The organism is Amycolatopsis sp. cg9, from assembly GCF_041346945.1.
Classification (GTDB): domain Bacteria; phylum Actinomycetota; class Actinomycetes; order Mycobacteriales; family Pseudonocardiaceae; genus Amycolatopsis.
Map to the genome: position 1 here is coordinate 10296571 of NZ_CP166850.1, position 23782 is coordinate 10320352.

23 protein-coding genes are annotated in these 23782 nt (G+C 70.6%); 10 read left to right on the plus strand and 13 right to left on the minus strand.

Annotated elements, in window-relative coordinates; translation table 11 throughout:
- Positions 1 to 212: 212 nt before the first annotated feature.
- The 5 genes from AB5J73_RS46930 to AB5J73_RS46950 all read left to right on the plus strand — a co-directional run bounded on the left by AB5J73_RS46930 (position 213) and on the right by AB5J73_RS46950 (position 4867).
- Positions 213 to 884: a VC0807 family protein gene (locus AB5J73_RS46930; protein WP_086863354.1), complete on the plus strand. Its 672-nt coding sequence runs from the start codon at positions 213 to 215 to the stop codon at positions 882 to 884.
- Between the two features lie 39 nt (positions 885 to 923).
- The gene (locus tag AB5J73_RS46935) at positions 924 to 2117 is read left to right on the plus strand and encodes a macrolide family glycosyltransferase (protein WP_370966512.1); all 1194 of its coding nucleotides are present in this window, start codon (positions 924 to 926) and stop codon (positions 2115 to 2117) included.
- A gap of 183 nt (positions 2118 to 2300) precedes the next feature.
- Entirely contained in the window at positions 2301 to 3287 is a 987-nt protein-coding gene (locus AB5J73_RS46940) for an ABC transporter ATP-binding protein (RefSeq protein ID WP_370966514.1), read from the plus strand.
- Positions 3284 to 4120: an ABC transporter permease gene (locus AB5J73_RS46945; RefSeq protein WP_370966516.1), complete on the plus strand. Its 837-nt coding sequence runs from the start codon at positions 3284 to 3286 to the stop codon at positions 4118 to 4120. The genes AB5J73_RS46940 and AB5J73_RS46945 overlap by 4 nt, the downstream gene beginning before the upstream one ends.
- Positions 4121 to 4207: 87 nt before the next feature.
- Positions 4208 to 4867, plus strand: a complete 660-nt coding sequence (locus AB5J73_RS46950) for a response regulator (protein ID WP_370966518.1) — start codon at positions 4208 to 4210, stop codon at positions 4865 to 4867.
- 79 nt (positions 4868 to 4946) lie between these two features.
- Here the strand turns inward: AB5J73_RS46950 and AB5J73_RS46955 are convergent, their stop codons facing one another.
- The 8 genes from AB5J73_RS46955 to AB5J73_RS46990 form a co-directional block, all read right to left on the minus strand.
- A complete protein-coding gene (locus AB5J73_RS46955) occupies positions 4947 to 6002 on the minus strand; it encodes a DegT/DnrJ/EryC1/StrS family aminotransferase (RefSeq protein ID WP_370966520.1) in 1056 nt (351 codons plus the stop codon).
- A gap of 29 nt (positions 6003 to 6031) precedes the next feature.
- The gene (locus AB5J73_RS46960) at positions 6032 to 7384 is read right to left on the minus strand and encodes a glycosyltransferase (protein WP_370966522.1); all 1353 of its coding nucleotides are present in this window, start codon (positions 7382 to 7384) and stop codon (positions 6032 to 6034) included.
- Positions 7385 to 7388: 4 nt separating this feature from the next.
- On the minus strand, positions 7389 to 8420 hold the full coding sequence (locus AB5J73_RS46965; protein ID WP_370966524.1) for a GDP-mannose 4,6-dehydratase: 1032 nt from the start codon (positions 8418 to 8420) through the stop codon (positions 7389 to 7391).
- A 315-nt stretch (positions 8421 to 8735) separates the two neighbouring features.
- The gene (locus tag AB5J73_RS46970) at positions 8736 to 11588 is read right to left on the minus strand and encodes an AAA family ATPase (RefSeq protein WP_370966526.1); all 2853 of its coding nucleotides are present in this window, start codon (positions 11586 to 11588) and stop codon (positions 8736 to 8738) included.
- A gap of 725 nt (positions 11589 to 12313) precedes the next feature.
- Positions 12314 to 12802, minus strand: coding sequence for a hypothetical protein (locus AB5J73_RS46975; protein ID WP_370966528.1), 489 nt, complete (start codon positions 12800 to 12802; stop codon positions 12314 to 12316).
- Positions 12803 to 12814: 12 nt separating this feature from the next.
- Entirely contained in the window at positions 12815 to 13417 is a 603-nt protein-coding gene (locus tag AB5J73_RS46980) for a TetR/AcrR family transcriptional regulator (RefSeq protein ID WP_370966530.1), read from the minus strand.
- Positions 13418 to 13560: 143 nt separating this feature from the next.
- Positions 13561 to 14007, minus strand: coding sequence for a nuclear transport factor 2 family protein (locus tag AB5J73_RS46985; RefSeq protein WP_370966532.1), 447 nt, complete (start codon positions 14005 to 14007; stop codon positions 13561 to 13563).
- A gap of 5 nt (positions 14008 to 14012) precedes the next feature.
- A complete protein-coding gene (locus AB5J73_RS46990) occupies positions 14013 to 14888 on the minus strand; it encodes a TIGR03619 family F420-dependent LLM class oxidoreductase (RefSeq protein WP_370966534.1) in 876 nt (291 codons plus the stop codon).
- A 146-nt stretch (positions 14889 to 15034) separates the two neighbouring features.
- Between AB5J73_RS46990 and AB5J73_RS46995 the strand changes: the two genes are divergently transcribed.
- Positions 15035 to 15856 carry a hypothetical protein gene (locus AB5J73_RS46995; protein ID WP_370966536.1) on the plus strand — a complete coding sequence of 274 codons (822 nt, stop codon included), beginning with the start codon at positions 15035 to 15037 and terminating at the stop codon, positions 15854 to 15856.
- Between the two features lie 63 nt (positions 15857 to 15919).
- Here the strand turns inward: AB5J73_RS46995 and AB5J73_RS47000 are convergent, their stop codons facing one another.
- Positions 15920 to 16726 carry an Fpg/Nei family DNA glycosylase gene (locus AB5J73_RS47000; RefSeq protein WP_370966538.1) on the minus strand — a complete coding sequence of 269 codons (807 nt, stop codon included), beginning with the start codon at positions 16724 to 16726 and terminating at the stop codon, positions 15920 to 15922.
- Complete coding sequence (locus AB5J73_RS47005; protein ID WP_125314872.1) at positions 16726 to 17199, minus strand: ribose-5-phosphate isomerase; 474 nt, start codon at positions 17197 to 17199, stop codon at positions 16726 to 16728. Before AB5J73_RS47005 ends, AB5J73_RS47000 begins: the two co-directional genes overlap by 1 nt.
- Positions 17200 to 17244: 45 nt before the next feature.
- Here AB5J73_RS47005 and AB5J73_RS47010 point away from each other — a divergent pair, with 45 nt between their 5' ends.
- Both AB5J73_RS47010 and AB5J73_RS47015 read left to right on the plus strand, forming a co-directional pair.
- A complete protein-coding gene (locus tag AB5J73_RS47010; RefSeq protein ID WP_370966540.1) occupies positions 17245 to 17967 on the plus strand; it encodes a 2-phosphosulfolactate phosphatase in 723 nt (240 codons plus the stop codon).
- Positions 17964 to 18773: an MBL fold metallo-hydrolase gene (locus tag AB5J73_RS47015; protein ID WP_370966542.1), complete on the plus strand. Its 810-nt coding sequence runs from the start codon at positions 17964 to 17966 to the stop codon at positions 18771 to 18773. Before AB5J73_RS47010 ends, AB5J73_RS47015 begins: the two co-directional genes overlap by 4 nt.
- Positions 18774 to 18852: 79 nt before the next feature.
- Here AB5J73_RS47015 and AB5J73_RS47020 read toward each other — a convergent pair whose 3' ends face one another.
- Positions 18853 to 19473, minus strand: coding sequence for a DsbA family protein (locus AB5J73_RS47020; protein WP_370966544.1), 621 nt, complete (start codon positions 19471 to 19473; stop codon positions 18853 to 18855).
- A 154-nt stretch (positions 19474 to 19627) separates the two neighbouring features.
- On the opposite strand from AB5J73_RS47020, the gene pepN reads away from it, so the two are divergent.
- Positions 19628 to 22195 (plus strand): aminopeptidase N, encoded by a 2568-nt coding sequence (gene pepN, locus AB5J73_RS47025; protein WP_370973560.1) that lies wholly within the window; start codon positions 19628 to 19630, stop codon positions 22193 to 22195.
- A 160-nt stretch (positions 22196 to 22355) separates the two neighbouring features.
- Here pepN and AB5J73_RS47030 read toward each other — a convergent pair whose 3' ends face one another.
- Both AB5J73_RS47030 and AB5J73_RS47035 read right to left on the minus strand, forming a co-directional pair.
- A complete protein-coding gene (locus AB5J73_RS47030; protein WP_370966546.1) occupies positions 22356 to 22844 on the minus strand; it encodes a DUF5130 family protein in 489 nt (162 codons plus the stop codon).
- The gene (locus AB5J73_RS47035) at positions 22831 to 23085 is read right to left on the minus strand and encodes a hypothetical protein (protein WP_370966548.1); all 255 of its coding nucleotides are present in this window, start codon (positions 23083 to 23085) and stop codon (positions 22831 to 22833) included. Before AB5J73_RS47035 ends, AB5J73_RS47030 begins: the two co-directional genes overlap by 14 nt.
- A gap of 278 nt (positions 23086 to 23363) precedes the next feature.
- Between AB5J73_RS47035 and AB5J73_RS47040 the strand changes: the two genes are divergently transcribed.
- Positions 23364 to 23735, plus strand: coding sequence for a hypothetical protein (locus AB5J73_RS47040; protein WP_086862935.1), 372 nt, complete (start codon positions 23364 to 23366; stop codon positions 23733 to 23735).
- The last annotated feature ends 47 nt before the right edge of the window (positions 23736 to 23782 follow it).

Sequence of the window (23782 nt, forward strand, 5' to 3'; positions counted from 1 at the left end):
ACTCGAGGTCGTCCCAGTCTGGGGCGCCCCGAGGGGGGAGACAATCGGCTTAGGCCACACATAGGGGTATAGCCAGCCCTACCCCTATGTTCGGTCTAACAGGCTCACGCCGACCAGCATCGCGACACTACCGTTGTCAACGCAAGCGGCGCCACGACGCAAGCGAATGGCACCGGAAACGCGACCGAACTCGCGATGACCCAGGAGCAGCAATGAACGAAGCCGGCATCCAGCGCACCCAAGCGGGCACGCAGTCCCACGCGGAACCCCGGAACCCGCGGCTGGCGCTGTTCGCTTCCGCCGCATTCGACCTGATCGTCCCCCTCGCCGTCTACTACATCCTGCGCCAGAACGGTGTCCCGCTGTTGACCGCGGCGATCATCGGTGGCATCGTCCCGGTGGTCCGCACCGTGTACGTCTTCGCCCGGTACCGCAAGATCGACGGGCTCGGCCTCTTCATGGTGACGATGATGGTCATCGGCACCGCGGTTTCGCTGATTTCGGGCGACGCACGCTTCTTCTTCGCCAAGGACGGCTGGCTCACGGCCATGTTCGGCATCTGGATGCTGATCACGCTGTTCTTCGAAAAGCCGTTCTTCCTGCACGCCGGGGTCAGCATCGCCCGCACCAAGCGGGGCGGCGCCGGCGCGGAGGTCTGGGAGCGCCGCTGGGACACCGAGCCCAAGATGCGCCACGGGCTGCGCCTGCTGACGGTCGTCTTCGGCGTCGGCATGATCGTCGACGCCGTCGTCCGCGTCGTGCTCGCCTACTCGCTGCCGCTCGACGACATCAACCTGGTGACGACCGTGCAGTGGATCGTGGTCCTCGGCGGGCTCATCGGCTTCATGGCCTACTACACCCGCAAGCACGACCTGCGTGCCTGAGGGCCCCCGGCCGACCACCGCACTCCGAGGAGCTTTCCCATGGCACACATCGCGCTGCTGAACATCCCCGCGTACGGGCACGTCATGCCGACGCTGGACGTGGCCGCCGAACTGGTCCGCCGCGGTCACCGCGTCACCTTCGCCACCACGGACCAGTTCGCCGACCTCGTGGCGCCGACGGGGGCACGGGTCCTGCGCTACGAGTCGTCCTTGACGCCGAAGCCGCGCACCGAGGCTCCGCCCGCCGACTTCGCCGCCTGGCTGCCGCTGGTGCTGGTCATGGAGAGCACCGCGACCATCCCGGTGTTCGAAGCGGCCTTCGCCGACGACGTGCCGGACCTGATCCTGTACGACCGCACCGTTTACGCGACCGGGCGGGTGCTCGCCGCGAAGTGGGGCGTGCCCGCGGTGGAGCTGTTCCCGTCCTTCGCCTACAACGACCAGTGGTCGCTGGCGAAGTTCCTCGGGGAAGAAAACGGTTTCAGCGAGGACCACCCGGCTCGCGTGGCCTTCCGCGAGAAGATCGCGGAACTGACCGCGGCGCACGGCGTCCCGGAGATCACCCCCGCCGACTTCGCGATCGGCCGCGAGGAGTTCGCGCTCGCGTTCGTGGCGAAGGAGTTCCAGTACTACGGCGAAACCTTCGACGACCACTTCGCGTTCATCGGCCCGTGCCTGGGCGACCGGACGTTCCAGGGCGACTGGCAGCCGCCGTCGGACGGCAAGCCCGTGCTGCTGGTCTCGCTCGGCACGGCGTTCAACGACCGCCCGGACTTCTTCCGGGCCGTCGTGGCGGCGTTCACCGGCGAGGACTGGCACGTCGTGCTGTCGATCGGCGCGCTCGACCCGGCGGAACTGGGCGAGCTGCCGCCGAACGTCGAGGCGCACGCCGCGGTGCCGCAGCTGTCGGTGCTGAAGCACGCTTCGGCCTTCATCACCCACTCCGGCATGGGCGGGACGATGGAGGCGCTGTACTTCGACACGCCGATGGTGTCGCTCCCGCAGAGCGTCGAGCAGGCCGCGGTGGCCCAGCGGGTCGCGGAGCTGGGCCTCGGCACCAGCCTCGCCGGCCAGGAGCCCACCCCGGAGCTGCTGCGCGAAGCGGTGCGGACCATCGCGGGCGACGAGCGGATCCGGTCCGCGGTCGCGGCGATGGGCGCGAAGGTGCGCGCGGCCGGCGGCGCCGTCCGCGCGGCCGACGAGCTCGAGCGGCACCTCAAGCGCGTTTCCTGACGACTTCGCGCCCGGGCCCCCGCGGCCCGGGCGCGCTTTCCGGCTCGCTGGTTCCCTCGAACCAGCTGCCTGTGGGGAAGGGCCGAGGTTGTCCCCCAGCACCACGGCCCTTCCTCACCCCCGTATGCGCTCTTTCCGACCCTGCCCGGGCCCGCGCGCCCGGTGATTTCCTGGAGGACCAGCGTGCAGGACGCTGTGGTGGTGCGGGACCTCGTGAAGAGGTACCCGAAAGCAGAACGGCCTGCGGTCGACGGCCTCGGTTTCACGATCGCCGCGGGCGAGGTCTTCGGCCTGCTGGGCCCCAACGGCGCGGGCAAGACGACGACGGTCAGCATGCTGACCACGCGCGCGCTGCCGACGTCCGGCCACGCCGAAGTGGCCGGCATCGACGTCGTCAAGCACGCGACGGCGGCCCGTCAGGTGCTGGCCGTGGTGCCGCAGCGCAACAACCTCGACCAGTCGCTGACGGTGCGGCAGAACCTGCTGTTCCACGCCGCTTACCACGGCATGGGCCGCGCGCAGCGGCACCGCCGGGCCGACGAGCTGATCGAGTGGATGGGCCTGGGCCCGCGCGCGAAGGCCCGGGTGGACGAGATGTCCGGCGGCCAGGCCCAGCGCGTGATGATCGCCCGGGCCCTGATGCACAAGCCGAAGGTGATGTTCCTCGACGAACCGGCGACCGGGCTGGACCCGCAGTCGCGGCTGTTCGTGCACGAACGCGTCGCCGAGCTGACGGCCGAGGGCGTCACGGTCGTGGTCACCACGCACGACATGGAGGAGGCGGCCAAGCTGTGCGACCGGGTCGGCATCGTCGACCACGGCAAGCTGCTGGCCCTCGACACCACCGAAGCGCTGACCCGGTCGCTGCCGGGCAACACGACGCTCACCGTGGGCGTCACGGTGGCCGACGCGCCCGCCGAGGCCGTCGCCAAGGAGCTGGAGCTGGTGCCCGCCGTCGTGCGGGTCGAGCGGCTCGCCGCGACCGGCCGGGCCGCGGCCGACGAGAGCGCCGTCCAGTTCCGCCTCTACACCGAAGCCGAGCCGGCGTCGCTGCTGCCCGGCGTGCTCGCCGTGCTGGGCCGCGAGCGGTGCGAAGTCACCGGCATCTCGTTCGGCAAGCCGACCCTCGAAGACGTGTTCATCTCCATCACCGGACGGGACCTCCGATGACCGCCACGACGCTCACCCCGCAGCCCGGGCTCGGCACCGGGACCGGCCAGGCCGGGAACCCCGGCCAGGCCCGCGCGTTCCTCGCCGTGCTCGGCCGCGACGTCTTCGTCACCGGTCGCGAGCTGCTGCCGTTCCTGGCGCAGATGCTGATCCAGCCGCTGTTCCTGCTGTTCATCTTCGGCAAGGTGCTGTCGCAGATCGGGTACGCGGGCGCCGGGTACGCCCAGATCCTGCTGCCCGGCATGGTCGCGATGAACGCGTTCACCGGGGCGCTGCAGAACACCGCGCTCCCGCTGGTGCTGGACTTCTCGGTGACCAGGGAGATCGAGGACCGGCTGCTGGCGCCGCTGTCGATCCGCCTGGTGGCGGTGGAGAAGATGCTGTTCGGCGCGATCCGCGGCGTCATCGCCGGCCTGGTGATGATCCCGATCGGCCTGCTCATCCTCGACGGCGTCAGCTGGGACCCCGCGGCCTTGCCGGGCGTGGCCGGCGTCGTCGCCCTGGGCTCGCTGGCCGGCGCGGCGGTGGGCATGGTGCTCGGCACGATCGTCCCGCCCCGGCACATCAACCTGGTCTTCACGATCCTGCTGGTCCCCCTGATCTTCACCGGGTCGGGCCAGTTCCCGTGGCTCAGCCTGTCCGGTTTGCGGTGGTTCCAGGTGATCTGCGCGGCGAATCCCCTGACGTACGTGTCGGAGGCGCTGCGCCGGCTGGTGATGCCGACCCAGGTCGAATCGATCCCGCTGTGGATCTCCCTGCTGGTCATGGTGGCCGCGACGGCGCTCTTCGGGATCTTCGGGATCCGCGGGTTCCTGAAGCGCGCCCTGGACTGACGCGGGGTAACCGGGCGGACGCGCCGACGGTACGGTTGGACCACCCAGCCCCCGGCCCCGCCCGGCCCGGAAACCCAGGAGCGGTTCGTGCGCGTAGTCCTCGCGGAGGATCTCTACCTGCTTCGAGACGGCATGACCCGCTTGCTCGAGGCGAAGGGGTTCACCGTGGTGGCCGCGGTCGGCAACGCGACCGAGCTGCTGAAGGCGATCGACGACCACGAACCGGACATCGCGGTGGTGGACGTCCGGCTCCCGCCCAAGTTCAGCGACGAGGGCATCCGCGCCGCTCTGGAGGCTCGCAGGCAGCGTCCGGGGCTACCGGTGCTGGTGCTGTCGCAGCACGTCGAGCAGACGTACGCGCGGGAGCTGCTCGCCGACGGCACGGGCGCGATCGGCTACCTGCTGAAGGATCGCGTGCTCAACGCGGACCAGTTCGTGGACGCGTTGCGGATGGTGGCCGCGGGCGGCACGGCGATGGACCCCGAGGTGATTTCGAAGCTGCTGGCCAGCCGGTCCCGCCGGGACCCGCTGGACGCGCTGACGCCGCGGGAGCGCCAGGTGCTGGAGCTGATGGCGGAGGGCCGGTCGAACGCGGCCATCGCCCAGCGGATGGTGATCAGCGAGGCCGCGGTGGGCAAGCACACGGCGAGCATCTTCACCAAGCTGGACCTGGCCCAGCACGAGGACGACAACCGGCGGGTATTGGCGGTGCTGACGTACCTGAGCAGCAAGGTGCCCAAGCCCTAGCAACGTCATGAAAGACCCTTTCACCGCGTCGGACGCGGTGAAAGGGTCTTTCATGACCTCCGGGCCCTGCCGGACTGGCTCAGCAGCCGTAGAACTTCCGCACCCGGTCGGTGATGTACTCCTGGTCGGCCTCGGTCAACGACGTGTACGTCGGCAGGTACAGCCCCTCCTCGGCGAACCGGTTCGCCTTCAGCGACGGCCACACCGGGTCGAGGTACATCGGCTGCCGGCTCATCGGCTTGAAGAACACCCGGGTCTCGACCCCTTCGGAGGCGAGGAACTCCCGGAGCTCCTCCCGGCGCTCGCACAGGAAGTCGTACATCCACAGCACATCGCGGCGCGGCATGAGCGTCACCCCGGGCACGTCCCGCAGGCGGGCGTCGTACCGGGCCTCGATCTCCGACCGGAGCGCGAGGATCGAGTCCAGCTTCCCCACCTGCGCCACGGCGACCGCGGCCTGCAGGTTCGTCATCCGGAAGTTGTAGCCGATCTTCTTGTGCAGGAACGTGTGGTCGCGGTTGAAGGCCATCCCCCGCAGGTGCTTCATCTGCTCGGCCAGCCGCGCGTCCGAAGTCAGGCAGATCCCGCCCTCGCCCGAAGCGATGATCTTGTTGGCGAACAGCGAGAAGCAGGCGATGTCGCCGACCGGGCGCACCCCGTGCGCCTCCGCGGAATCCTCCACCACGCGCAGGTTGTACTCGTACGCCAGCTCCATGACGGCGTCCATGTCGCACCGGCGGCCGTAGACGTGCACCGGCATGATCGCCTTGGTGCGCGGCGTGATCTTCGCTTCGATGAGCGACACGTCGATGTTCAGGTCGTCGCCGCAGTCGACGAACACCGGCGTCGCGCCCGTGTACGTCACCGCCCACGCCGAAGCGATCATCGTGAACTCCGGGACGATCACCTCGTCCCCCGGCCCGATCCCGAGCGCTCGCAGCGCCAGGGTGAGCGCCGTGGTGCCGGACGAGCACGCCACTCCGTGCTCGATCCCGTTGTACGCCGCGAACGCCTCTTCGAAGCGGGCCACGTACGGGCCCTGCGAAGAGATCCAGCCGCTCGTGACGGCTTCGGTGACGTTGGCCAGCTCGGCTTCGTCCAGGTACGGCTGCGAAACCGGGTACTTGACGGACATGCCCTTCCCTTCCCCGCCCACGGAATCGGTCACCGGACCGCGGCCAGCACGGCGTCGGCCGCGGCCGCGGCACCGCCCGCCGAGCGGAAGCGGTCCGCCCAGTCCTCGGCGTTCGCCGTGAACTCCTTCTCCTCCAGCAACCTGCGCAGCTTGGCGACGATCGCGTCCGCGGACACGGTCTCCTCGTGCGAAAGCACGAGCCCGCAGCCGCTGTCGAGGACGCGGGCGGCGTGGTCGTGGCAGTCCATCCAGAACGGCTGCACGAGCCCCGGCTTGCCGAAGTACACGCCTTCGTACGCGCTGTTGCCGCCGCCGTGGTTGTAGTAGACGCGCACGTGCGGGTGGGCCAGCACGTCGAACTGCGACGGCACCCAGTTCTCCAGCCGCACGTTCGCGGGCAGGTCCGCCGGCAGCAGCGCGCGCTGGGCCTTGGGCAGCTTCCACAGCACGTGGTGCTCCGGCCCGAGCTTCCGCGCCGCTTCGGCGATCGCCGTCACCTGGGGCGCGGTCAGCCGCATGTGGGTGCCGAAGGCCAGGTAGACGACCGACTCGTGCTCGTCCAGCCAGGCCGACAGCGCGGGGTCCGGCTCCACCGCTTCGGGCAGCGGCGGCACGACCGGGCCGACCATCTTCAGGTGCGAGGGCGCCGCGGCGAACGGGTACTCCATGCCGAACACCGAATAGGCCAGGATCGCCTGCGCGCGGTCGGCGTAGGTGGACTGCCCGGCGGTCGCGTTCAGGATGCCGGCTTCCTTGCGCGCCTTGGTGAACTGCACCGCGGGCACCTTCGTCAGCATGCCGAGCAGCAGCCGCAGCCGGAACCCGAGGTTCGCGAGCTTCTGGCGCCCGGAGAGGTCCCGCGGCAGCCCGGTGTTCGGGCTCGGGTAGCTCAGCGGCAGGCGGTCGGCGAAGACCTCGCTGACCGAGATCGGCACGCTGTAGACGTAGGGGATGTCCCGGGCGATCGCCGCGTCGGTCGGGTAGACGCTGGAGGAGTCGATGACCATCAGCGCCGGCTTGACCTCGTCGACGACGGCCAGCGCGCGCTCGTACATCGTCACCATGATGCTCGCGTCGGTGACGCCGCTGAGGTAGGCGATCACGTTCTGCGGCCGCGCGGTCAGGCTGCCGGGCTTCGCGGGCTGCGTCGCGGCGGCGTAGAGGTCGGGGTTCCACTCGCCCGGCGGGCGCTCGAGGCGCTCCCCGAACGAAACGAACTTCACGGGGTTGTCGGCGGAAATCGCCTCGACGTCCGCGCGGCGGTCCTCAGTGGACGCGAAGTACAGGTCCGGCACGCCGCGGCGGGCGAGCTCGCCCGCGATGACCAGCAGCGGGTTGATCATGCCGGCGTCGGCGATCGACGCGAACAGGATGGGGGCCATCGTCTCACCAGCTCCCGGCGAGCATCAGTTCGCTGTACTTGTGCTCGTTCGAGGCCTTGCGCAGGTCGGCCTCGACCATCATGCGCATCAGCTCTTCGAAGTCGACCGACTGCTTCCAGCCGAGCTCGGCGCGCGCCTTTTCCGGGTTGGCGCAGAGGGTTTCGACCTCCGCGGGCCGCACCAGGGCCGGGTCGATGACGACGTAGTCGTGCCAGTTCAGGTCGACCGCGTCGAAGGCGATCTGGACGGCGTCGCGGACCGAGTGCATCTCGCCGGTGCCGACCACGTAGTCGGTCGCCGTGTCCTGCTGCAGCATCAGGTGCATCGCGCGGACGTAGTCGCCGGCGAAGCCCCAGTCGCGCACCGCGTCCAGGTTGCCGAGGTACAGCTTGTCGCGCATGCCCAGCTTGATCTCCGCCACCGCCATGGTGATCTTGCGGGTGACGAACTCGGCGCCGCGGCGCGGCGACTCGTGGTTGAACAGGATCCCGGAAACCCCGAACATGCCGAAGGATTCGCGGTAGTTCTTGGTGATGAAGTGCCCGTAGGTCTTCGCGACCCCGTAGGGGCTGCGCGGGTGGAAGATGGTCTGCTCGTTCTGCGGGGTCTCGGCGACCTTGCCGTACATCTCCGACGACGACGCCTGGTAGAACCGGATCCCGCCACTGCCGGTGGGCCGCGACTTGTCCAGCCCGCACACCATCCGGACCGCTTCGAGCACCCGCAGCACGCCCATGCCGTTCACCTCGGTGGTGAGTTCCGGCTGCTGCCAGGACATCGGCACGAACGAGATGGCCGCGAGGTTGTACACCTCGTCCGGCTGCACCAGGTCCACCGCGGACACGAGGCTGACCTGGTCCATCAGGTCGCCTTCCACGAAGTGGAGATCGGAGACCAGCCTGCTGATCCGCGACTTGCGCGGGTTCGCCTGGCCGCGGACCAGGCCCCAGACCTGGTAGCCCTCGGCCAGGAGGTGTTCGGCCAGGTACGACCCGTCCTGCCCGGTGATGCCGGTGATCAACGCACGCTTCGCCATGAATGTGCCTTCCCTTGCCACGTAACGAGTGCAGCCCCCGCCGTGGCGTCGTCCGGCCGCCTTGCGAGCAGCTTCGGTGAACCCTGCCGCCGCGAAAATCGCGCTGTACCGCCGAATCCGCGTCCGGTGGTCGGCAACGACGTCCACGCTCGCGCCAGGCCGCTTCGAAGTCAAGGAGATCGGCACCAAGTCAATGGCCCGCCCCTACCCGGTCCGAAGCGGCCTAGGGGCGGACCGGAAAACCTAGGGGTGGGCCCGAAACGCGCGAAGGAGCCGGGGCCCGCCGATGCGGGTCCCGGCTCCTTCGAACTGGGCTCAGCGGCCGGGCGGCACCGGACGCAGCGGACGGCGCACCGGGGGCACCGCCTGGTGGTTGACCGCCACGGGCTGGCGGGCGGGCGCGCCCGGCAGCCGCTCCTGCTGCTCCGGCACCCGCAGCTGCGGTTCCGACGCCAGGTCGCGGCGCCGGGTGACGCTCAGCTTGCGGTAGACGCGCGTCAGGTGCTGCTCCACGGTGCTGACGGTGATGTAGAGCCGGCTCGCGATCTCCCGGTTGGTGTGGCCCCGCGCGGCCAGCCAGCCGACCCGCTGTTCGGCGTCGGTGAGCAGCTTGACGTCGGCGGGCGCCACCGCACCGCGCAGGGAGACCACGACGTCGTCGTTCCCGCCGTCGAGGAAGGACCGCCGCAGCAGCTCCGCCCCGCACTCCTTGGCCAGCGCCCGCGCGTCCCGGCTCGCCGTGCGGGCCGTGGCGGGGTCGCCGCCGGCCCGGCTCAGCTCGGCCAGCGCCCGGGCCAGTTCCAGCTTGGCACCGGACTTCTCGAGCACGTCGACCGCTTCCTGCAGCAGCTTCGGCCGCTGCGCCGGGTCGGCCACCAGCGCCAGCGTCCGCAGCGTGATGCCGCGGGTGCGGTCGCCGCAGTCCGGCCCGAGCTTCGCCGCCTGCTCCTCGGCGAGTTCCCTGGCCTTCTCGCGGTCACCCAGCTTCAGGTAGACCTCGGCGGCGCTGGACCGCCACGGCACCAGCGACGGCTGGTCGAGGTCCCAGCGCGCCATCTGCTCCCCGCAGGCGAGGAAGTCGTTCAGCGCGGTCGGGAGCCGGCCCGTCGCGAGGTAGTAGTGCCCCCGCGCGTGCAGGTAGTGCAGGCCGAACCGGGTCTCGCCGAGCGCGTCGGGCACCGGCTGGTTGAGCAGCTCCGCCGCCTCGTCGAACCGGCCCATCTCGGTCAGCGCCGCCAGCAGCGTGGCCAGCGGGGCGCCGACCCCGATGCCCCAGGCCTCCGGCGTCATCTTCGTCAGCGCGATCTTCGCGTTGCGGGCCGCGAGCGGGAGATCGCCCTGGCGGAGGGCGACCTCGGCGCGCAGTTCCGCCAGCGACGCCTGCCACGTCGGGGCCGGGCGCCCGGCGGCCTGCGCCATCAGGTGCTCGGCCCAGGTCGCGGCCTTGTCGAGGCGCTCGGCGTAGATCAGCACCGTGGCGGCGAACACCAGGTGCCGCAGGCTGGTGTCGGTCATCCGGGTGCCTTCCAGCACCTGCTCGGCGTCGAGCACGGCGGCCTCGGTCGGGCCTTCGCGCACGGCGCTGGTCAGCGCGTCGACCGCCTTCTGCTGCGAGTTCACCGCGAGCCCGAGCCGGGGCGCGGCCGCGTCACCGGTGCAGGTCGCGAGCATCGGCTCGACGAGGTGCCGCATCCCCGGCACCGAACTGGCCAGCCACGAGTCGAGCGTGAGCAGCTCGCCGCGGGTGCGGCGGTCGGTGGAGTCGACGAGGTCGCCGAAGGCGTTCGCGATCTCCACGGCCTCGTCGACCCGGCCGAACCACAGCAGGAACTCGAAGATGCCGACGACCCGGATGCCCGGCAGGTGCCCGGCGCGGGTCGCGTGCACCAGCTCGGGCAGCCGCCGCATCGCCTTCGCCGGGGTGGTCCGCCACTCGATGTCGGCCAGCGACGCCTTGGCGATCGCGCGGTCGCGGTCGTCGGTGCAGCAGCGGCTGGCCAGCGCGATGCAGGCGCGGGCCAGCTCGACGTCGTCCTCGAGCAGCGCCGCTTCCGACGCCTCGGACAGCAGGTGCTCGGTCCACGGCTCGTCCAGGTTCCCCGCCACGACGTGGGCGGCGATGGCGGTCGGCCGGGCCCCCTGGTCGAACAGCAGGCGCGCGGCCTGTCCGTGCAGGGCGGACCGGACGGCCGGGTCGAGCTCCTCGAGCACCGCGGCGCGGGCCTCGGGGTGGCGGAACCGGTGCCCGTCGAGGACGCCGGCCGACTCCAGCGCGCGGCGCACCGGTTCGGTGGTGGCCGGCGCGAAGGAGACCATGCCGCCGGCCAGCGGGATCAGCGCCTGCTCGCCGTCGCCGAGGACGGCGATCGCCCGGGCGAGTTCGAGCGCCCGCGGCTCGCTGGAGTGCAGGCAGCTGAGCACCGCGTGCCGGTAGGCGGGCCCGGCGACGACCCCGCCCGCGCCCGCCGCCCTGGTGTCCTGCACCAGCGCGGTGGCCAGCAGCGGGTTGCCGCCGCTGACCGCGAAGCACTCCGCGGCCAGCGCGTGGGCCTTGCCCTCGTCGAGCTTGCCCGCGAGCAGCACGCCGACGCCGTTGCGGGACAACGGGGCCAGCCGCAGCTGGCGGCAGTGCGGGCGCCGCATCAGGTCGACGTGGCGCACCGGGCGCCGTTCGCCGGGATCCGCGCGTTCGGCGAGCAGCACGAGCACCCGGGCGGGCCGGATGCGCCGGGCCATGTGCTGCAGGAACTGCAGCGACGCGGGATCGGCGTAGTGGGCGTCGTCGACGCAGATCACCAGCGGGGTCTCGGCCGACCAGCCGATCACCGCGCTGGAGAGGCGGTGCAGGAACCGGCTGTCGAGCAGCGTCGCGTCGGCTTCGGCGTCCTCCACGTACGCCGAAACCTGGTCGACGATGTCCGCGCGGACACCCGGGGTGTGCACCAGCTGTGAAACGACGCCGAGCCCGACGGCGGTTTCCGACCGGGCGCCGGAGGCGGACAGGACGACCGCGCCGGTGCCGGCGGCCTGCCTGCCGAACTCCTCCAGCAGGGCCGTTTTCCCGCTGGCGACCGGACCGAGGACGAGGCCGACACCGCCGGCCCCGGAATGGCAGTCGGCGAGCATCTGACTCAGCGTCGCCGTTTCGAAGTCACGTTCGATGAGCATGACGGAACTTCCCCCAGAAATTCTCTGTGTGTTGGACTCCTTCGATCCACGGCCGGAACGACGACCCCCAGGCCGCCGGCTCCGCTTTGTCCCGCGAATCACCAGCACAGCCACGTGTGCGGGCGGGCAAATGCCGCCGCACGCATTGCTTCACGGCAATCACACGGCCCAACCGCTCCCCAACGGCGCCGACCGGCGATTACGAACTCGACCGGCTCGCGCATGAGCCGGCGTCAGAGACTATTGAGCGTCCTCACGAAGGACAGCGGTAACCGTTCATCAGACGAACCTTTCCCCAGACCCCAGATCCCCGCGGTTTCCCGGTTGGGTGATTACTGCCCCGATCACCCGGTCTCCCGCGAGGAGATAACGAACCAGAAGCTACCACCTGCCCCTACGTGCCGCAACGAGCCACGAAGGGGGTCCACCCGGACCACGATGTCCGTTTAGTCCTGTTCGGCAGGACATTCCGCAAACCCGTCCCGACCAGCGTTTACGACAGGGAAACGCCGGTCGCCGGGCAAGGGGCCGAAAGTCGGTGGGCACTATGAGCCGCACCACTTGTTCCACTCCGAGTCGAAGCCCCGGCCCGGGTGCTCCGGCATTCGAGTGAGTCACGGACGCGCGGTTATTTCTTGCGTAGCCGAAAAAGCCGGAAGGAAACAGAATGTGAACAGTTTTTTGACGGGGTGCCGCGCCCGCGGACCGGGCGCGGCGCCCGTCCGTCAGACCTTCGCCGGAACCCGGCCCTCCTTCGAGAAGTACCCGCGGACCCGCTTGGAGCAGAGCAGCAGGAACAGCACGAGCAGCACCACGGCCTGGACGACCTGGCCGGCCCGCATCCAGTTCGGGAACTCGGCCGAGACGACGAGGTACACGAGACCGGCCAGCCCGAGCACGGTCACCAGCATGACGCGGACCCACGTGCGCCGCCTGCCGAGCTTGAGCCGCGCGGCGAGCCGGACGTAGACGATGGCGATGACCAGGACCGAGACCGGGCGGATCCACAGGACGCTCTCGAGCGAGGTGCGCGTCCCCGCGTGGTCGGCCGGGTCGGCCTGACCGGTCGACTCCCAGTGCAGCACCTGGTAGTCGAGGATCGAGTCCTTGTTCAGGAAGGTCAGCACCGCGAACGCGATGCTGATCAGCAGGTTCAGATAGAGCAGGAAGACGATCGGCCGCAGCACGCGGCCGCCCGAGGGCGAGGTGGCCATGGTTTCCCCAGTTCAGTCGTGCGCGGTGGCACGTTCGACGATGCGGACGAGTTCGGCCGCGTAGGCGGTGACGTCGATCCCCGGACGGCGGATCGATTCGGTGTGGAAGCCGTCTATGGCCTGGCGGATGGTGATCGCCATGACGCGCGGGTCGAATCGGCCGAAGTCGCCGGTCCGCTGCCCCTCGCGCAGGCAGGTCTCCAGGACGTCGATGGCGCCGTGGTACCACTCGCCGGTACCACCGTCGGCCTCGCCGCCGGGGGCACCGCCGTGCCGCAGGCTTTCGAGCAGCGCGGTGAGTTCGACCGGGTGCTCGGCGATGAACGCCAGGTTCGACTCGATGTAGACCCGCAGCTCCGCCGCCGGGCTGTCCACCGCGTCGATCCGCTCCCGCATGTACGCGAGGCTCGTGGTCAGCACGTCCCGCACGACTTCGGCGATCAAGTCCGCTTTGCCGTCGAAGTGGTAGGAGATCATGCCGGTGCTGCTCAGCCCGGCACGTTTCGCGATCTGCCCGAACGATGCCTTCGCGTACCCGAGTTCACCGATGGTTTCGATCGCCGCGCGGACTATCTGCGCCCGCCGGGCGGTCTCGGTGAACGTTTTTGCTTGCATGAGCAAAAAGTAGCACGGTCGAGCAAGCAATCGCCAGAATGCCGTCTTTCCGCAATCGAGCGATTGCGGTACGTGTCGATCTTTTCCCGCGACACGGGAAAGGCCGCCCCGGAGAACTCCGGAGCGGCCTTCGCCCTGCTGCGCTACTCCGTGACCTGGCGGGCGGTCGCCATCGCGCGCTCGGTCTCCCAGAACGCCCGCATGGACCGGATCAGCCCGTCCTCGCCGACCCGGTAGACGAACACCCCGTCCGTGTCGACGCGGTAGCCGCCCGGCAGGTACGTCGTGATCGTGCCGACGTTGGCGCACTCGCCCCCCGCCGCGTGGGAGTCGCGGATGACGAACTCGAAGCGCTCCACGTTCGCGATCGTCTTGTCCCAGAACGCGCTGATCCCGTCGCGGCCGTGGTGGCCCTTGCCCTCTTCGTCGAAGAAGGACGGCCCGACCGGGTCCTCGACCACCCCGTCCGGGGCGAAGAGGGCCAGCCACGCCTCCTTGTCCCCCGCCGTCACCGCGGTCATCGAGGCGAACGCCGCGCGCCGCGCGGGCGGCTGCTCCGCCGAAGTGTCCCAGCTGACCTGCACGCCCACGGCAGTCACTCCTCGAACTTCGCGATGATTTCGGCCCCGAACTTGCGGATCGCTTCGAGCTTCGGCTCCACCGGCGCGTCGAACCCGACGCCGTCGAACACCCACGGCATGGTGATGACGTCGGTGACGCCCAGCTCGGCCTGCTCGCGGTAGCCGTCGAGGCCGAACCGGTCGATGCAGACCGCCTGGTACTCGAACGGGTCGTCGGCGCGGCCCCGCTCGGCCAGCAGCTCCTTGAGCCGGGCGATGGTGTCGCGGAGCTCCTCGAGCTTCATCATCGCCGACGACCAGCCGTCGGCGACCCGGGCGGCGCGCTTCAGCGCGACCTCGGTGTGGCCGCCGATGTAGAAGGGGACGCGCGACGGCGGCGCCGGGCTCATCTGGATCTTGTCGAAGTCGTAGAAGTCGCCGTGGTACTCGACCATGCCGCCGTCGAGGATCAGCCGCAGCACGTCGATGGCCTCGTCGACGCGCTTGCCGCGCTTCTCGAACGGCACGCCGCAGTACTCGAACTCCTGCGGCAGCCAGCCGACGCCGAGCCCGAGGCCGAACCGGCCGCCGGTGAGCACGCTCGCCGAGCCGACCTGGCGCGCCAGCAGCACCGGGTTGCGCGAGCCGAGCTTGAGCACCGACGTGTAGAAGTGGATCCGGCTGGTGACCGCCCCCATCGACGCGGTGGCGACGAGCGGGTCGACCCACGGGGTTTCCCCGGTCCAGAACCGGCTGCCGTCGGGGGTGTACGGGTAGTCCGTGTCCACCGTTTCGGCGTAGAAGAGCGAGTCCGGCAGGGCGATCGAGGCGAAGCCGGCCTCTTCGGCGGCCCGGGCGAGCTCGCCCAGCTGATCGAGGGGGTTCATCGCGATCGACAGGGTGAACTTCATGGTGTCGAACTATAACGTGTTCTAGTTTGCTCGGCCAGGTCTGGCGGTGTGCCGGATCACTGGCGGGAACCCTCCGCGTAACGTCCGCGTTGTCCGAATCAAAGGTGACTTCCGGTCACCGAGCCCCGAACTTCTGGGAGTGGTCCATGGGCACCGCGATCTTCCTGATCGTGCTCGTCGTCGTGATCGTCGGTGGCGGCCTCTATTTCTCGCGGCAGCGGGCCGCGGCCCGGCAGCGGGAGCTCGACGACGCCAAGGCCGACGCCCGGCGCCTCGTCGAGCGGCTCGGCGGTCAGGTCCTCAACCTCAACGGCAACGACACCGCGTCGATGCAGGCGATGGCCGACGCGAGCGAGCGCTACAACGCCGCCGGCTCGCAGCTGGAGCAGGCGCGCACGATCGAGCAGGCCCGGCTGGTGAAGGACACCGCCGTCGAGGGCCTCTACTACGTCCGCGCCGCGCGCGTCGCGATGGGCATGGACCCCGGCCCGCAGCTGCCGGAGGAGGCCGAGCGCGAGCGCGCCGGCAAGGTCACCGAGCGCCGCGAGGTCGACGTCGAGGGCCAGCACTACGCGGCTTCGCCCGACGCGGGCCAGGACACGCCGTACTACTACCCCGGCGGCCGCGTCGCGGGCCGTCCGGTGCCGCAGGGCTGGTACAGCGAACCGTGGTGGAAGCCCGCGCTCGTCGCCGGCGCCTGGGGCCTCGGGTCGATGTTCCTGTTCAGCGCGATGTTCTCCGGCATGAGCGGCATCGCCAGCGCCTCGGCCTGGGAGTCGGGCTACGACGCGGGCCAGCAGGACGCGCTCGAGTCCGGCGACATGGGCGGCGACGGCGGCGGTGACGGCGGAGGCGACTTCGGCGGCGACGGCGGCGGCGACATGGGCGGCGGCGACTGGGGCGGCGGCGGGTTCGACGGCGGCGGCTTCGACGGTGGGGGCTTCGACGGCGGGGGCTTCGACTTCTGACCCGCCCGCAACGCCGTGAACGACTCCTTCATGTCGTCTGACGACATGAAAGAGTCGTTCACGTCAGTTCTGGCAGGTGGGGCACCAGTAGAGGTTGCGGCCCACCAGCTCCGAGTTCGCCACCGGCGTCCCGCACACCAGGCAGGGCTCGCCCGCCCGGCGGTAGACGTAGACCTCGCCGCCGTGGCGGTCGACCCGCGCCGCACGGCCCATCGCCTCCGGCAGGTGCTCCGGGCGGACCGTGTCGATCCGGCCGACGCGGACGCCGTCGCGCATCAAGGTCACCAGGTCGGCCCACAGGTCGTCCCACAACGCGCGGTCCAGCGCGCGCCCCGGCGTCAGCGGCGCGACCCCGTGGCGGAACAGCACTTCCGCGCGGTAGACGTTGCCGACGCCGGCGAGCACCGCCTGGTCCATCAGCAGTGCCGCGATCGACGTCTTCGAGCGCGAAACGCGCTCCCACGCCCGGTCGGGCTTCGCGTCGCGGCGCAGCGGGTCCGGGCCCAGCCGGGCCTTGATCGCGTCCGCCTGGTCCGGGGACAGCAGCTCGCAGCGCGTGGGCCCGCGCAGGTCCGTCCAATGTGTCCGGCCGGCCAGCCGCAGCCGGACCTGGCCGACCGGTTCCGGCGCGGGCAGCGCGGCCTCGCCGAAGGTGCCGTACAGGCCCAGGTGGATGTGCACGATCCCGTGCGGGCCGTAGTCGTGGAACAGGTGCTTGCCGTACGCCTGCGCGCCGACGAACACCTGACCGTCCAAACGGGACGCTTCGGCGGCGAACCGGCCCTGCGGGCTGCTCACCTCGACCGGGGCGCCGGCGTACCGGCGCTTGTGCAGCCGCGCGAGCCGGTGGAGCGTGTGCCCCTCCGGCATCAGGCCTCCGGCAACGCCGGCGGGGTCCCGGTGCGCTCGTAGTCGAGCAGCTGCTGCACGCGGCGGGCGTGCCGCTCCTCCGGCGAGACCTCGGTCGCCAGGAACGCCTCGACGATTTCGGTGGCCTCTTCGGCGGTGTGCATCCGGGCGCCGACGCCGATCAGCTGGGCGTGGTTGTGCTCGCGGCACAGCTTCGCGGTCTCGACGCTCCACGCGAGGCCGGCCCGCGCGCCGGGCACCTTGTTCGCGGCGATCTGCTCGCCGTTGCCGGAGCCGCCGACGACGATGCCGCGGCTGCCCTCGTCGGCCACCACGCGCAACGCCGTCTCGACGCAGAACGCCGGGTAGTCGTCGGCCGCGTCGTAGACGTGCGGACCGATGTCGGTCACCTCGTGGCCCTGCTTCTCCAGGTGAGCCACCAGGTGGTTCTTCAGCTCGAAACCGGCATGGTCGGATCCCAAGTAGACACGCACGGCTGGGAGTCTGCCACCACGCCCGGTTTCGGGCATGCTCCGGGGGTGGGCAGCTGGGAGCAATCGGGGCACGACGTGCGACTCGACTGGGGCGGCGAAGGCGTCGCCGCGCTCGGCCGCGAATGCGCGGTGCTGGTGGTCGTCGACGTGCTTTCCTTCGGCACCACCACGGATCTCGTGGTCGGCCGCGGCGGCCGCGTGCTGCCGGTCCGGTGGCGCGACGAACGCGGCGTCGCACTGGCGAAGGCGGCGGGCGCGGTCGTCGCCGGTGAGGCCGAATTCACGCTGCGGCCCTCGTCTGTGACGGAGATCCCGCCCGGCACGCTGCTCGCGCTCCCCTCGCCCAACGGCGCGACCCTGTGCGAAGCGGCCGCGGCGACCGGGGCCGCCGTCCTCGCGGGGTGCCTGCGCAACGCGTCCGCCGTCGCCGCGAAGGCGCTCGGGCTCGGTGGCCCGATCGGGCTCATCGCGGCCGGGGAACGCTGGGGGGTGAACATCTTCGGGGCCGGCGAGGCGTTCGGCCCGCTGCGGCCGTGCGTCGAAGACCAGGTGGGCGCGGGCGCGATCGCCGCCGCACTGGCCCGGCTGGGTGCCTCGCTCTCGCCCGAAGCCGCCCTCGCCGCCCGCGGTGCCGACGCCGGAGCCGTGGCGGGCTGCGTGTCGGGGCGCGAACTGATCGAATCGGGCCACGGCGGGGACGTCGCACTGGCCACCGAGCTCGACGTGAGCCAGGCTGCCCCTGTCCTGAACGAAGGAGTACTGGCATGACCGGCCGCTGGATCGACGTCGCCGAAGGCGTGCACGCGCGCCGCTACGAGGAGCTGGACCTCACCGTCGGGCTGGTGGTGGGCGCCGAGCGCTGCCTGGTCGTCGACACCCGCGGCGACCTCGAGCAGGGCGCCGAACTGGCCGCGGCGGTGCGGGAGATCACGCCGCTGCCGTGGTCGGTGGCGTTCACGCACGCGCACTTCGACCACACCTGGGGCACCGAGGGGTTCACGCCCTGCGCGGTCTGGGCGCACGAGGGCTGCCGCGCCGAGCTGGCCGAGTCCGCCGAAGACGCCCGGGCCAAGTGGATCGCCTACTACCGCGAAGCGGGCAAGGAGGAGATCGCCGACGCCATCGCGCGGACGACGTTCGTCGTGCCCGACCACCTGTTCACCGACCGGGCCGAACTCGACCTCGGCGGCCGCACCGCCGTCCTGTTGCACCCCGGCCGCGCCCACACCGACCACGACGCGATCGTCCACGTGCCGGACGCGGGAGTCGTCTTCGCGGGCGATGTCGTGGAGAACGCCGAGCACGGCTTCAGCGCGTTCTCCTTCAGCGCGGAGTCGGACCTGACCGCCTGGCCGGACACCCTGGACGCGATCCTCGCCCTGGCACCGCGGGTCATCGTGCCGGGCCACGGCGACCCGGTCGACGCCGACTTCGTCCGCTACCACCGCCACGGCCTGCACGAGCTGATCGCCCTGAAGGCGGCCATGGGCCGCGGCGAGACGACCGAGGCCGCCGCCGTGGCCGCTTCGCGCTACCCCGGCGACGTCACCCTGGCCGCCCTCGCGACGCCTTGACGCGCAACTTTCCCTACGAAAGTGACGCCCTCGTCCCCCGGAGGCGTCACTTTCCCTACGAAAGTGGCGCCTCGGGTCGTCAGTCGAAGTTCAGGTCGCCCGTGCGGGTGCGCTTGAGCTCGAAGAAGTCCGGGTAGCTCGCCAGCGCCACCGCGCCGTCGAACACCTTCAGCGCGTCTTCGCCGCGCGGGATCGAGCTCAGGACCGGGCCGAAGAACGCCACGCCGTCGATGTGGATCGTCGGGGTGCCGACGTCCTGGCCGACCGGGTCCATGCCCTCGTGGTGGCTCTTCTTCAGCGCCTCGTCGTACTCCGTCGAGTCCGCGGCGTCGTAGAGCTCGGCCGGCGCGCCGATCGCGGCCAGCGCCTCCTTGATGACCTGGTCGCGGTCCTTGTTGCCCTGGTTGTGGTAGCGGGTGCCGAACTCGGTGTAGTACTCCCGCAGCAGCTCTTCGCCCTTGAGCTGCGAGAGCGCGACGGCGACGCGCACCGGGCCCCAGCCCTTCGCCAGGAGCTCCTTGTACTGCTCGGGCAGCTCGTCCCGGCCCTCGTTGAGCACCGACAGGCTCATGATCCGGAAGCGCAGGTCCAGGTTGCGGTGCTTCTCCACCTCCAGGATCCAGCGGGAGGTGATCCACGCGAACGGGCAGATCGGGTCGAAGTAGAAATCGACCTTCGTGGGCTGCTCGGCAGCGGTCATCGGGGTACTCCTCCAGGCACGTCTCGATGTGGGCGGACCCCCACACGACGGGCCAACACCGGCGCACCCGAGCTTGTTCCCTTATCGCCGGGCACCCCGTCGCCATGATTGGATGCGGGGAGTTGAAAACCGATACCAACGACCAGAGGTGCCTGTGCCCGCCCCCAACCTGACCCGCGACCAAGCCAAGCTGCGCGCGGATCTGCTCGACGTCACCGCCTACGACATCGAGCTGGATCTGACCGACGGCCACGGCGGTCCCGGGGAGAAGACCTTCGCGTCGACGACGACCGTCCGGTTCTCCAGCGCCCGGGCCGGGGAGGACACGTGGGTCGACATCGTCGCCGACCGCGTGCACTCGGCGACCCTCAACGGCGCGGACGTCGACGTCAGCGCCTACGTCGAGGACAAGGGCATCGCGCTGGCCGGCCTGGCCGAGGCGAACGAGCTCACGGTGACGGCCGACTGCCGGTACATGAACACCGGCGAAGGCCTGCACCGGTTCGTCGACCCGGTCGACGACGGCGTCTACCTGTACACGCAGTTCGAGACGGCCGACGCCAAGCGCATGTTCGCCTGCTTCGACCAGCCCGACCTGAAGTCGGTCTACCGGCTCACGGTCATCGCGCCGCGGGACTGGAAGGTCGTCTCGAACACGATGGCCGAGTCCACCGAGGAGACGCCCGAAGGCGCCGTCCGGACGGTGTTCAAGGAGTCCGAGCGGCTCTCGACGTACCTGGTCGCGCTGATCGCCGGCCCGTACGCCGAGTGGCGCGACGAGTACACCGACGCCCACAAGACCATCCCGCTCGGCGTCTACTGCCGCGCGTCGCTGGCCGAGCACATGGACGCCGACCGCCTCTTCACCGAGACCAAGCAGGGCTTCGGCTTCTACCACGAGAAGTTCGGCACGCCGTACCCGTTCTCCAAGTACGACCAGCTGTTCGTGCCGGAGTTCAACGCGGGCGCGATGGAGAACGCCGGCGCGGTGACGTTCCTGGAGGACTACGTCTTCCGCAGCCGCGTCACCCGCTACGCCTACGAGCGGCGCGCCGAGACGCTGCTGCACGAGATGGCGCACATGTGGTTCGGCGACCTGGTCACCATGCGCTGGTGGGACGACCTGTGGCTGAACGAGTCGTTCGCGACTTTCGCGAGCGTCCTGGCCCAGGCCGACGCGACCGAGTACAAGAACGCGTGGACCAGCTTCGCGAACATCGAGAAGTCGTGGGCCTACCGGCAGGACCAGCTGCCCTCGACGCACCCGATCGCGGCCGACATCGTCGACCTGCACGCGGTCGAGGTCAACTTCGACGGCATCACCTACGCCAAGGGCGCGAGCGTGCTCAAGCAGCTCGTCGCCTACGTCGGGCTCGACCACTTCCTCGACGGCCTGAAGGTGTACTTCGGCAAGCACGCCTGGGGCAACGCGACCCTGGCCGACCTGCTGGGCGCGCTGGAAGAGGCGTCCGGGCGCGACCTGTCGTGGTGGAGCGCGCAGTGGCTGGAGACCACCGGCCTCAACTCGCTGAGCCCGCGCTACGAGATCGGCTCGGACGGGAAGTTCACGTCGTTCGCCGTCGTGCAGTCCGGTGCGAAGCCGGGTGCCGGTGAGCTGCGCACGCACCGCGTCGCCGTGGGCGTGTACGACGAAGACGCTTCCGGCAAGATCGTCCGGACGCAGCGGGTGGAGCTGGACGTAGACGGCGAGCGCACCGAGGTCCCGGACCTGGTCGGCCAGGCCGCGGGCAAGCTCGTGCTGGTCAACGACGACGACCTGACGTACTGCACGATGCGCCTCGACCCGGCGTCGCTGACCACGCTGATCGACCGCATCGCGGACATCACCGAGCCGCTCCCGCGGACGCTGTGCTGGTCGGCGGCGTGGGAGATGACCCGCGAGGCCGAGCTGAAGGCCCGCGACTTCGTCACGCTGGTGCAGCGCGGGATCCACACCGAAACCGAGGTCGGCGTCGTCCAGCGGCTGCTGCTGCAGGCCCAGACCGCGCTGAACTCCTACGCGGAGCAGGACTGGGCGGCCTCGACCGGCTGGCCGGCGTTCACCGGGCGGCTGCTGGAGCTGGTCCGCGCCGCGGAGCCGGGTTCGGACCACCAGCTGGCGTTCGTGAACTCGCTGGCGGGCTCGGTGCTCGACGACGCGACGCTGTCGGTGGTGGCCGGCTGGCTCGACGGTTCGGCACCGCTCGAAGGCTTGACGGTGGACACGGACCTGCGCTGGCGCCTGCTGCACGCGCTGGTGGCGCACGGCAAGGCGGACGCGGTGGAGATCGACGCGGAGCTGTCCCGCGACAACACGGCCACCGGCCGCCGCCAGGCGGAGCGCGCCCGTGCGCTGCGCCCGACGGCCGAGGCCAAGTCGGACGCGTGGCAGCGGGCGGTGTACGACGACGAGCTGCCGAACGCGGTCAGCGACTCGCTCATCTCGGGCTTCTCGCACCCGGGCCAGAAGGCGCTGCTGGGCTCGTACGTGGCGAAGTACTTCGAGGTGATCGACGAGGTGTGGCAGCGGCGCTCGAGCGAGCGCGCGCAGCCGATCGCGATCGGCCTGTACCCGTCGTGGGCCGTGGCCCCGGAGACGGTGACGGCGTCGGACGAGTGGCTGGCGGGCGACCACTCGCAGGCCCTGCGGCGGCTGGTTTCGGAGGGCCGGGCGGGCATCGTCCGCGCCCTGGCGGCGCGGGACTTCGACGCGCAGGCCTGACCCCAAGTACCCCAATGTGGCGTTCGGTGCGTCTGACGCACCGAACGCCACATTGGGTGCGCTGGACGCAACCAACGCCACATTGGGGCGCTTGACCGGCGCCGCAACGTGAAAGAGCCCCGCATCTCGGCCGAGGTGCGGGGCTCTTTCGTGGCTCAGATCAGCGGGGCGCCGGGCCCGCCTGGTCGGACAGCATGCGCAGCGCGTTCACCAGGCCGTTGACCAGCCCGCGAACCAGGTCGCCCTCCTTGAAGGACGCCACCATGCTCGCCACCGCCAGCTTGGCGCCGCGGTCGGGGAGACGCGTGTAGGCCGTCTTGCCCGTGACGATCTCGATCTTGCGTTCGCCGGGCGAGACCGCGATCAGGACCGCGTTCGCCGGGTCGGTCGTCGTCGAGTGCAGCTTCTCCGCCGAAGCGCGGCTGTCCTCGCCCAGTTCGCCGAGGTACAGGCTGAAGTCGAGGCCGGTCTCCCGGCTCGCGAACGTCAGCGCCTCGTCCAGGCGGGCCAGCTGGCGGGTGTCGAACGGGCCCGACGGCGCGGCCGGCTCGTACATCTTCGCCGCCGACACGCGGCCGCTCGACGTCAGTCCCTCGCCGTAGGCCAGCTCGGACTCGTCGACGCGCTTCGTCAGCTCACCAGTTGCCACGAGCGCCTCCCGCCGCGGTCGCGGCGCCCGAAGGCGCCTTGTTTTCGGCGCCGGCGTGCCGGTGCCCCTCGCCGACCCCGTCGGGGTTGGCGCTCCACCACATGGCCGGGTACTCCCAGGCCTGGCCGGACCGGTACCGCGGGGCGCCGCCGGACCTGCGCCGGAGCGTCAGGAGCCCGGCGAGACCGTAGATGGCCAGCGGGATCACGGCGAAGACCACGATCGTCTCGACAACGTTCACGGCGCTGAGCGTATCGGATGACCTCCACGGCCACCGCGCGCGCCGCACTCGACCGTTCGTCGTAAGCCGACTGCCGTCCGCCGCTTGGCTCGCGGCCACTGGAACGTTGGGGCGAAGACCGTCGGGCCGAAAGGTTGCAACTCAACGTACAGGCGGCCGCACCCGCCGCTGTCGTCTTGTCGCAGCCTTGAAATCCTCGTAGCTTTTTCACCTGTACGGGCCTTGCGCCCCGCTCCCCAGCCCCAGCAGGTAACGCACCGGTCCCAGGAGGCCTTGCCATGAACAGCGCCCAGACCCCCGCACAGGCGATCACCGAGACCTTCTCGTCACCCAGCGACATCGAATTCGTGCCCGGAACACGTGTGACGGCGGGCACAAGGGTTACCCGGGGTACACGCGTCACTCGCGGTACACGCGTCACGGCCGGAACCCGCGTCACCATGGGCACCCGGGTGACGGCGGGCACGCGGGTCACGCGCGGTACCCGGGTCACGCGGGGCACGCGCGTCACGATGGGCACTCGTGTGACGGCCGGCACGCGAGTCACCTGCGGCACCCGCGTCACGCGCGGCACGCGGGTCACCCGCGGCACGCGCGTCACCATGGGCACTCGCGTCACCTGCCAGAGCGACTACGCGCTCGCTGCCTGACCCGTACTCCAGGGACGCACGCACTACCTGAGCACACCGCGCAAGCA

Coding starts and splice junctions, on each gene's coding strand:
- AB5J73_RS46930 (WP_086863354.1), top strand. CDS start 213: ATGAACGAAGCCGGCATCCAGCGCACCCAAGCGGGCACGCAGTCCCAC.
- AB5J73_RS46935 (WP_370966512.1), top strand. CDS start 924: ATGGCACACATCGCGCTGCTGAACATCCCCGCGTACGGGCACGTCATG.
- AB5J73_RS46945 (WP_370966516.1), top strand. CDS start 3,284: ATGACCGCCACGACGCTCACCCCGCAGCCCGGGCTCGGCACCGGGACC.
- AB5J73_RS46955 (WP_370966520.1), bottom strand. CDS start 6,002: ATGTCCGTCAAGTACCCGGTTTCGCAGCCGTACCTGGACGAAGCCGAG.
- AB5J73_RS46960 (WP_370966522.1), bottom strand. CDS start 7,384: ATGGCCCCCATCCTGTTCGCGTCGATCGCCGACGCCGGCATGATCAAC.
- AB5J73_RS46965 (WP_370966524.1), bottom strand. CDS start 8,420: ATGGCGAAGCGTGCGTTGATCACCGGCATCACCGGGCAGGACGGGTCG.
- AB5J73_RS46970 (WP_370966526.1), bottom strand. CDS start 11,588: ATGCTCATCGAACGTGACTTCGAAACGGCGACGCTGAGTCAGATGCTC.
- AB5J73_RS46975 (WP_370966528.1), bottom strand. CDS start 12,802: ATGGCCACCTCGCCCTCGGGCGGCCGCGTGCTGCGGCCGATCGTCTTC.
- AB5J73_RS46980 (WP_370966530.1), bottom strand. CDS start 13,417: ATGCAAGCAAAAACGTTCACCGAGACCGCCCGGCGGGCGCAGATAGTC.
- AB5J73_RS46990 (WP_370966534.1), bottom strand. CDS start 14,888: ATGAAGTTCACCCTGTCGATCGCGATGAACCCCCTCGATCAGCTGGGC.
- AB5J73_RS46995 (WP_370966536.1), top strand. CDS start 15,035: ATGGGCACCGCGATCTTCCTGATCGTGCTCGTCGTCGTGATCGTCGGT.
- AB5J73_RS47000 (WP_370966538.1), bottom strand. CDS start 16,726: ATGCCGGAGGGGCACACGCTCCACCGGCTCGCGCGGCTGCACAAGCGC.
- AB5J73_RS47015 (WP_370966542.1), top strand. CDS start 17,964: ATGACCGGCCGCTGGATCGACGTCGCCGAAGGCGTGCACGCGCGCCGC.
- AB5J73_RS47020 (WP_370966544.1), bottom strand. CDS start 19,473: ATGACCGCTGCCGAGCAGCCCACGAAGGTCGATTTCTACTTCGACCCG.
- AB5J73_RS47040 (WP_086862935.1), top strand. CDS start 23,364: ATGAACAGCGCCCAGACCCCCGCACAGGCGATCACCGAGACCTTCTCG.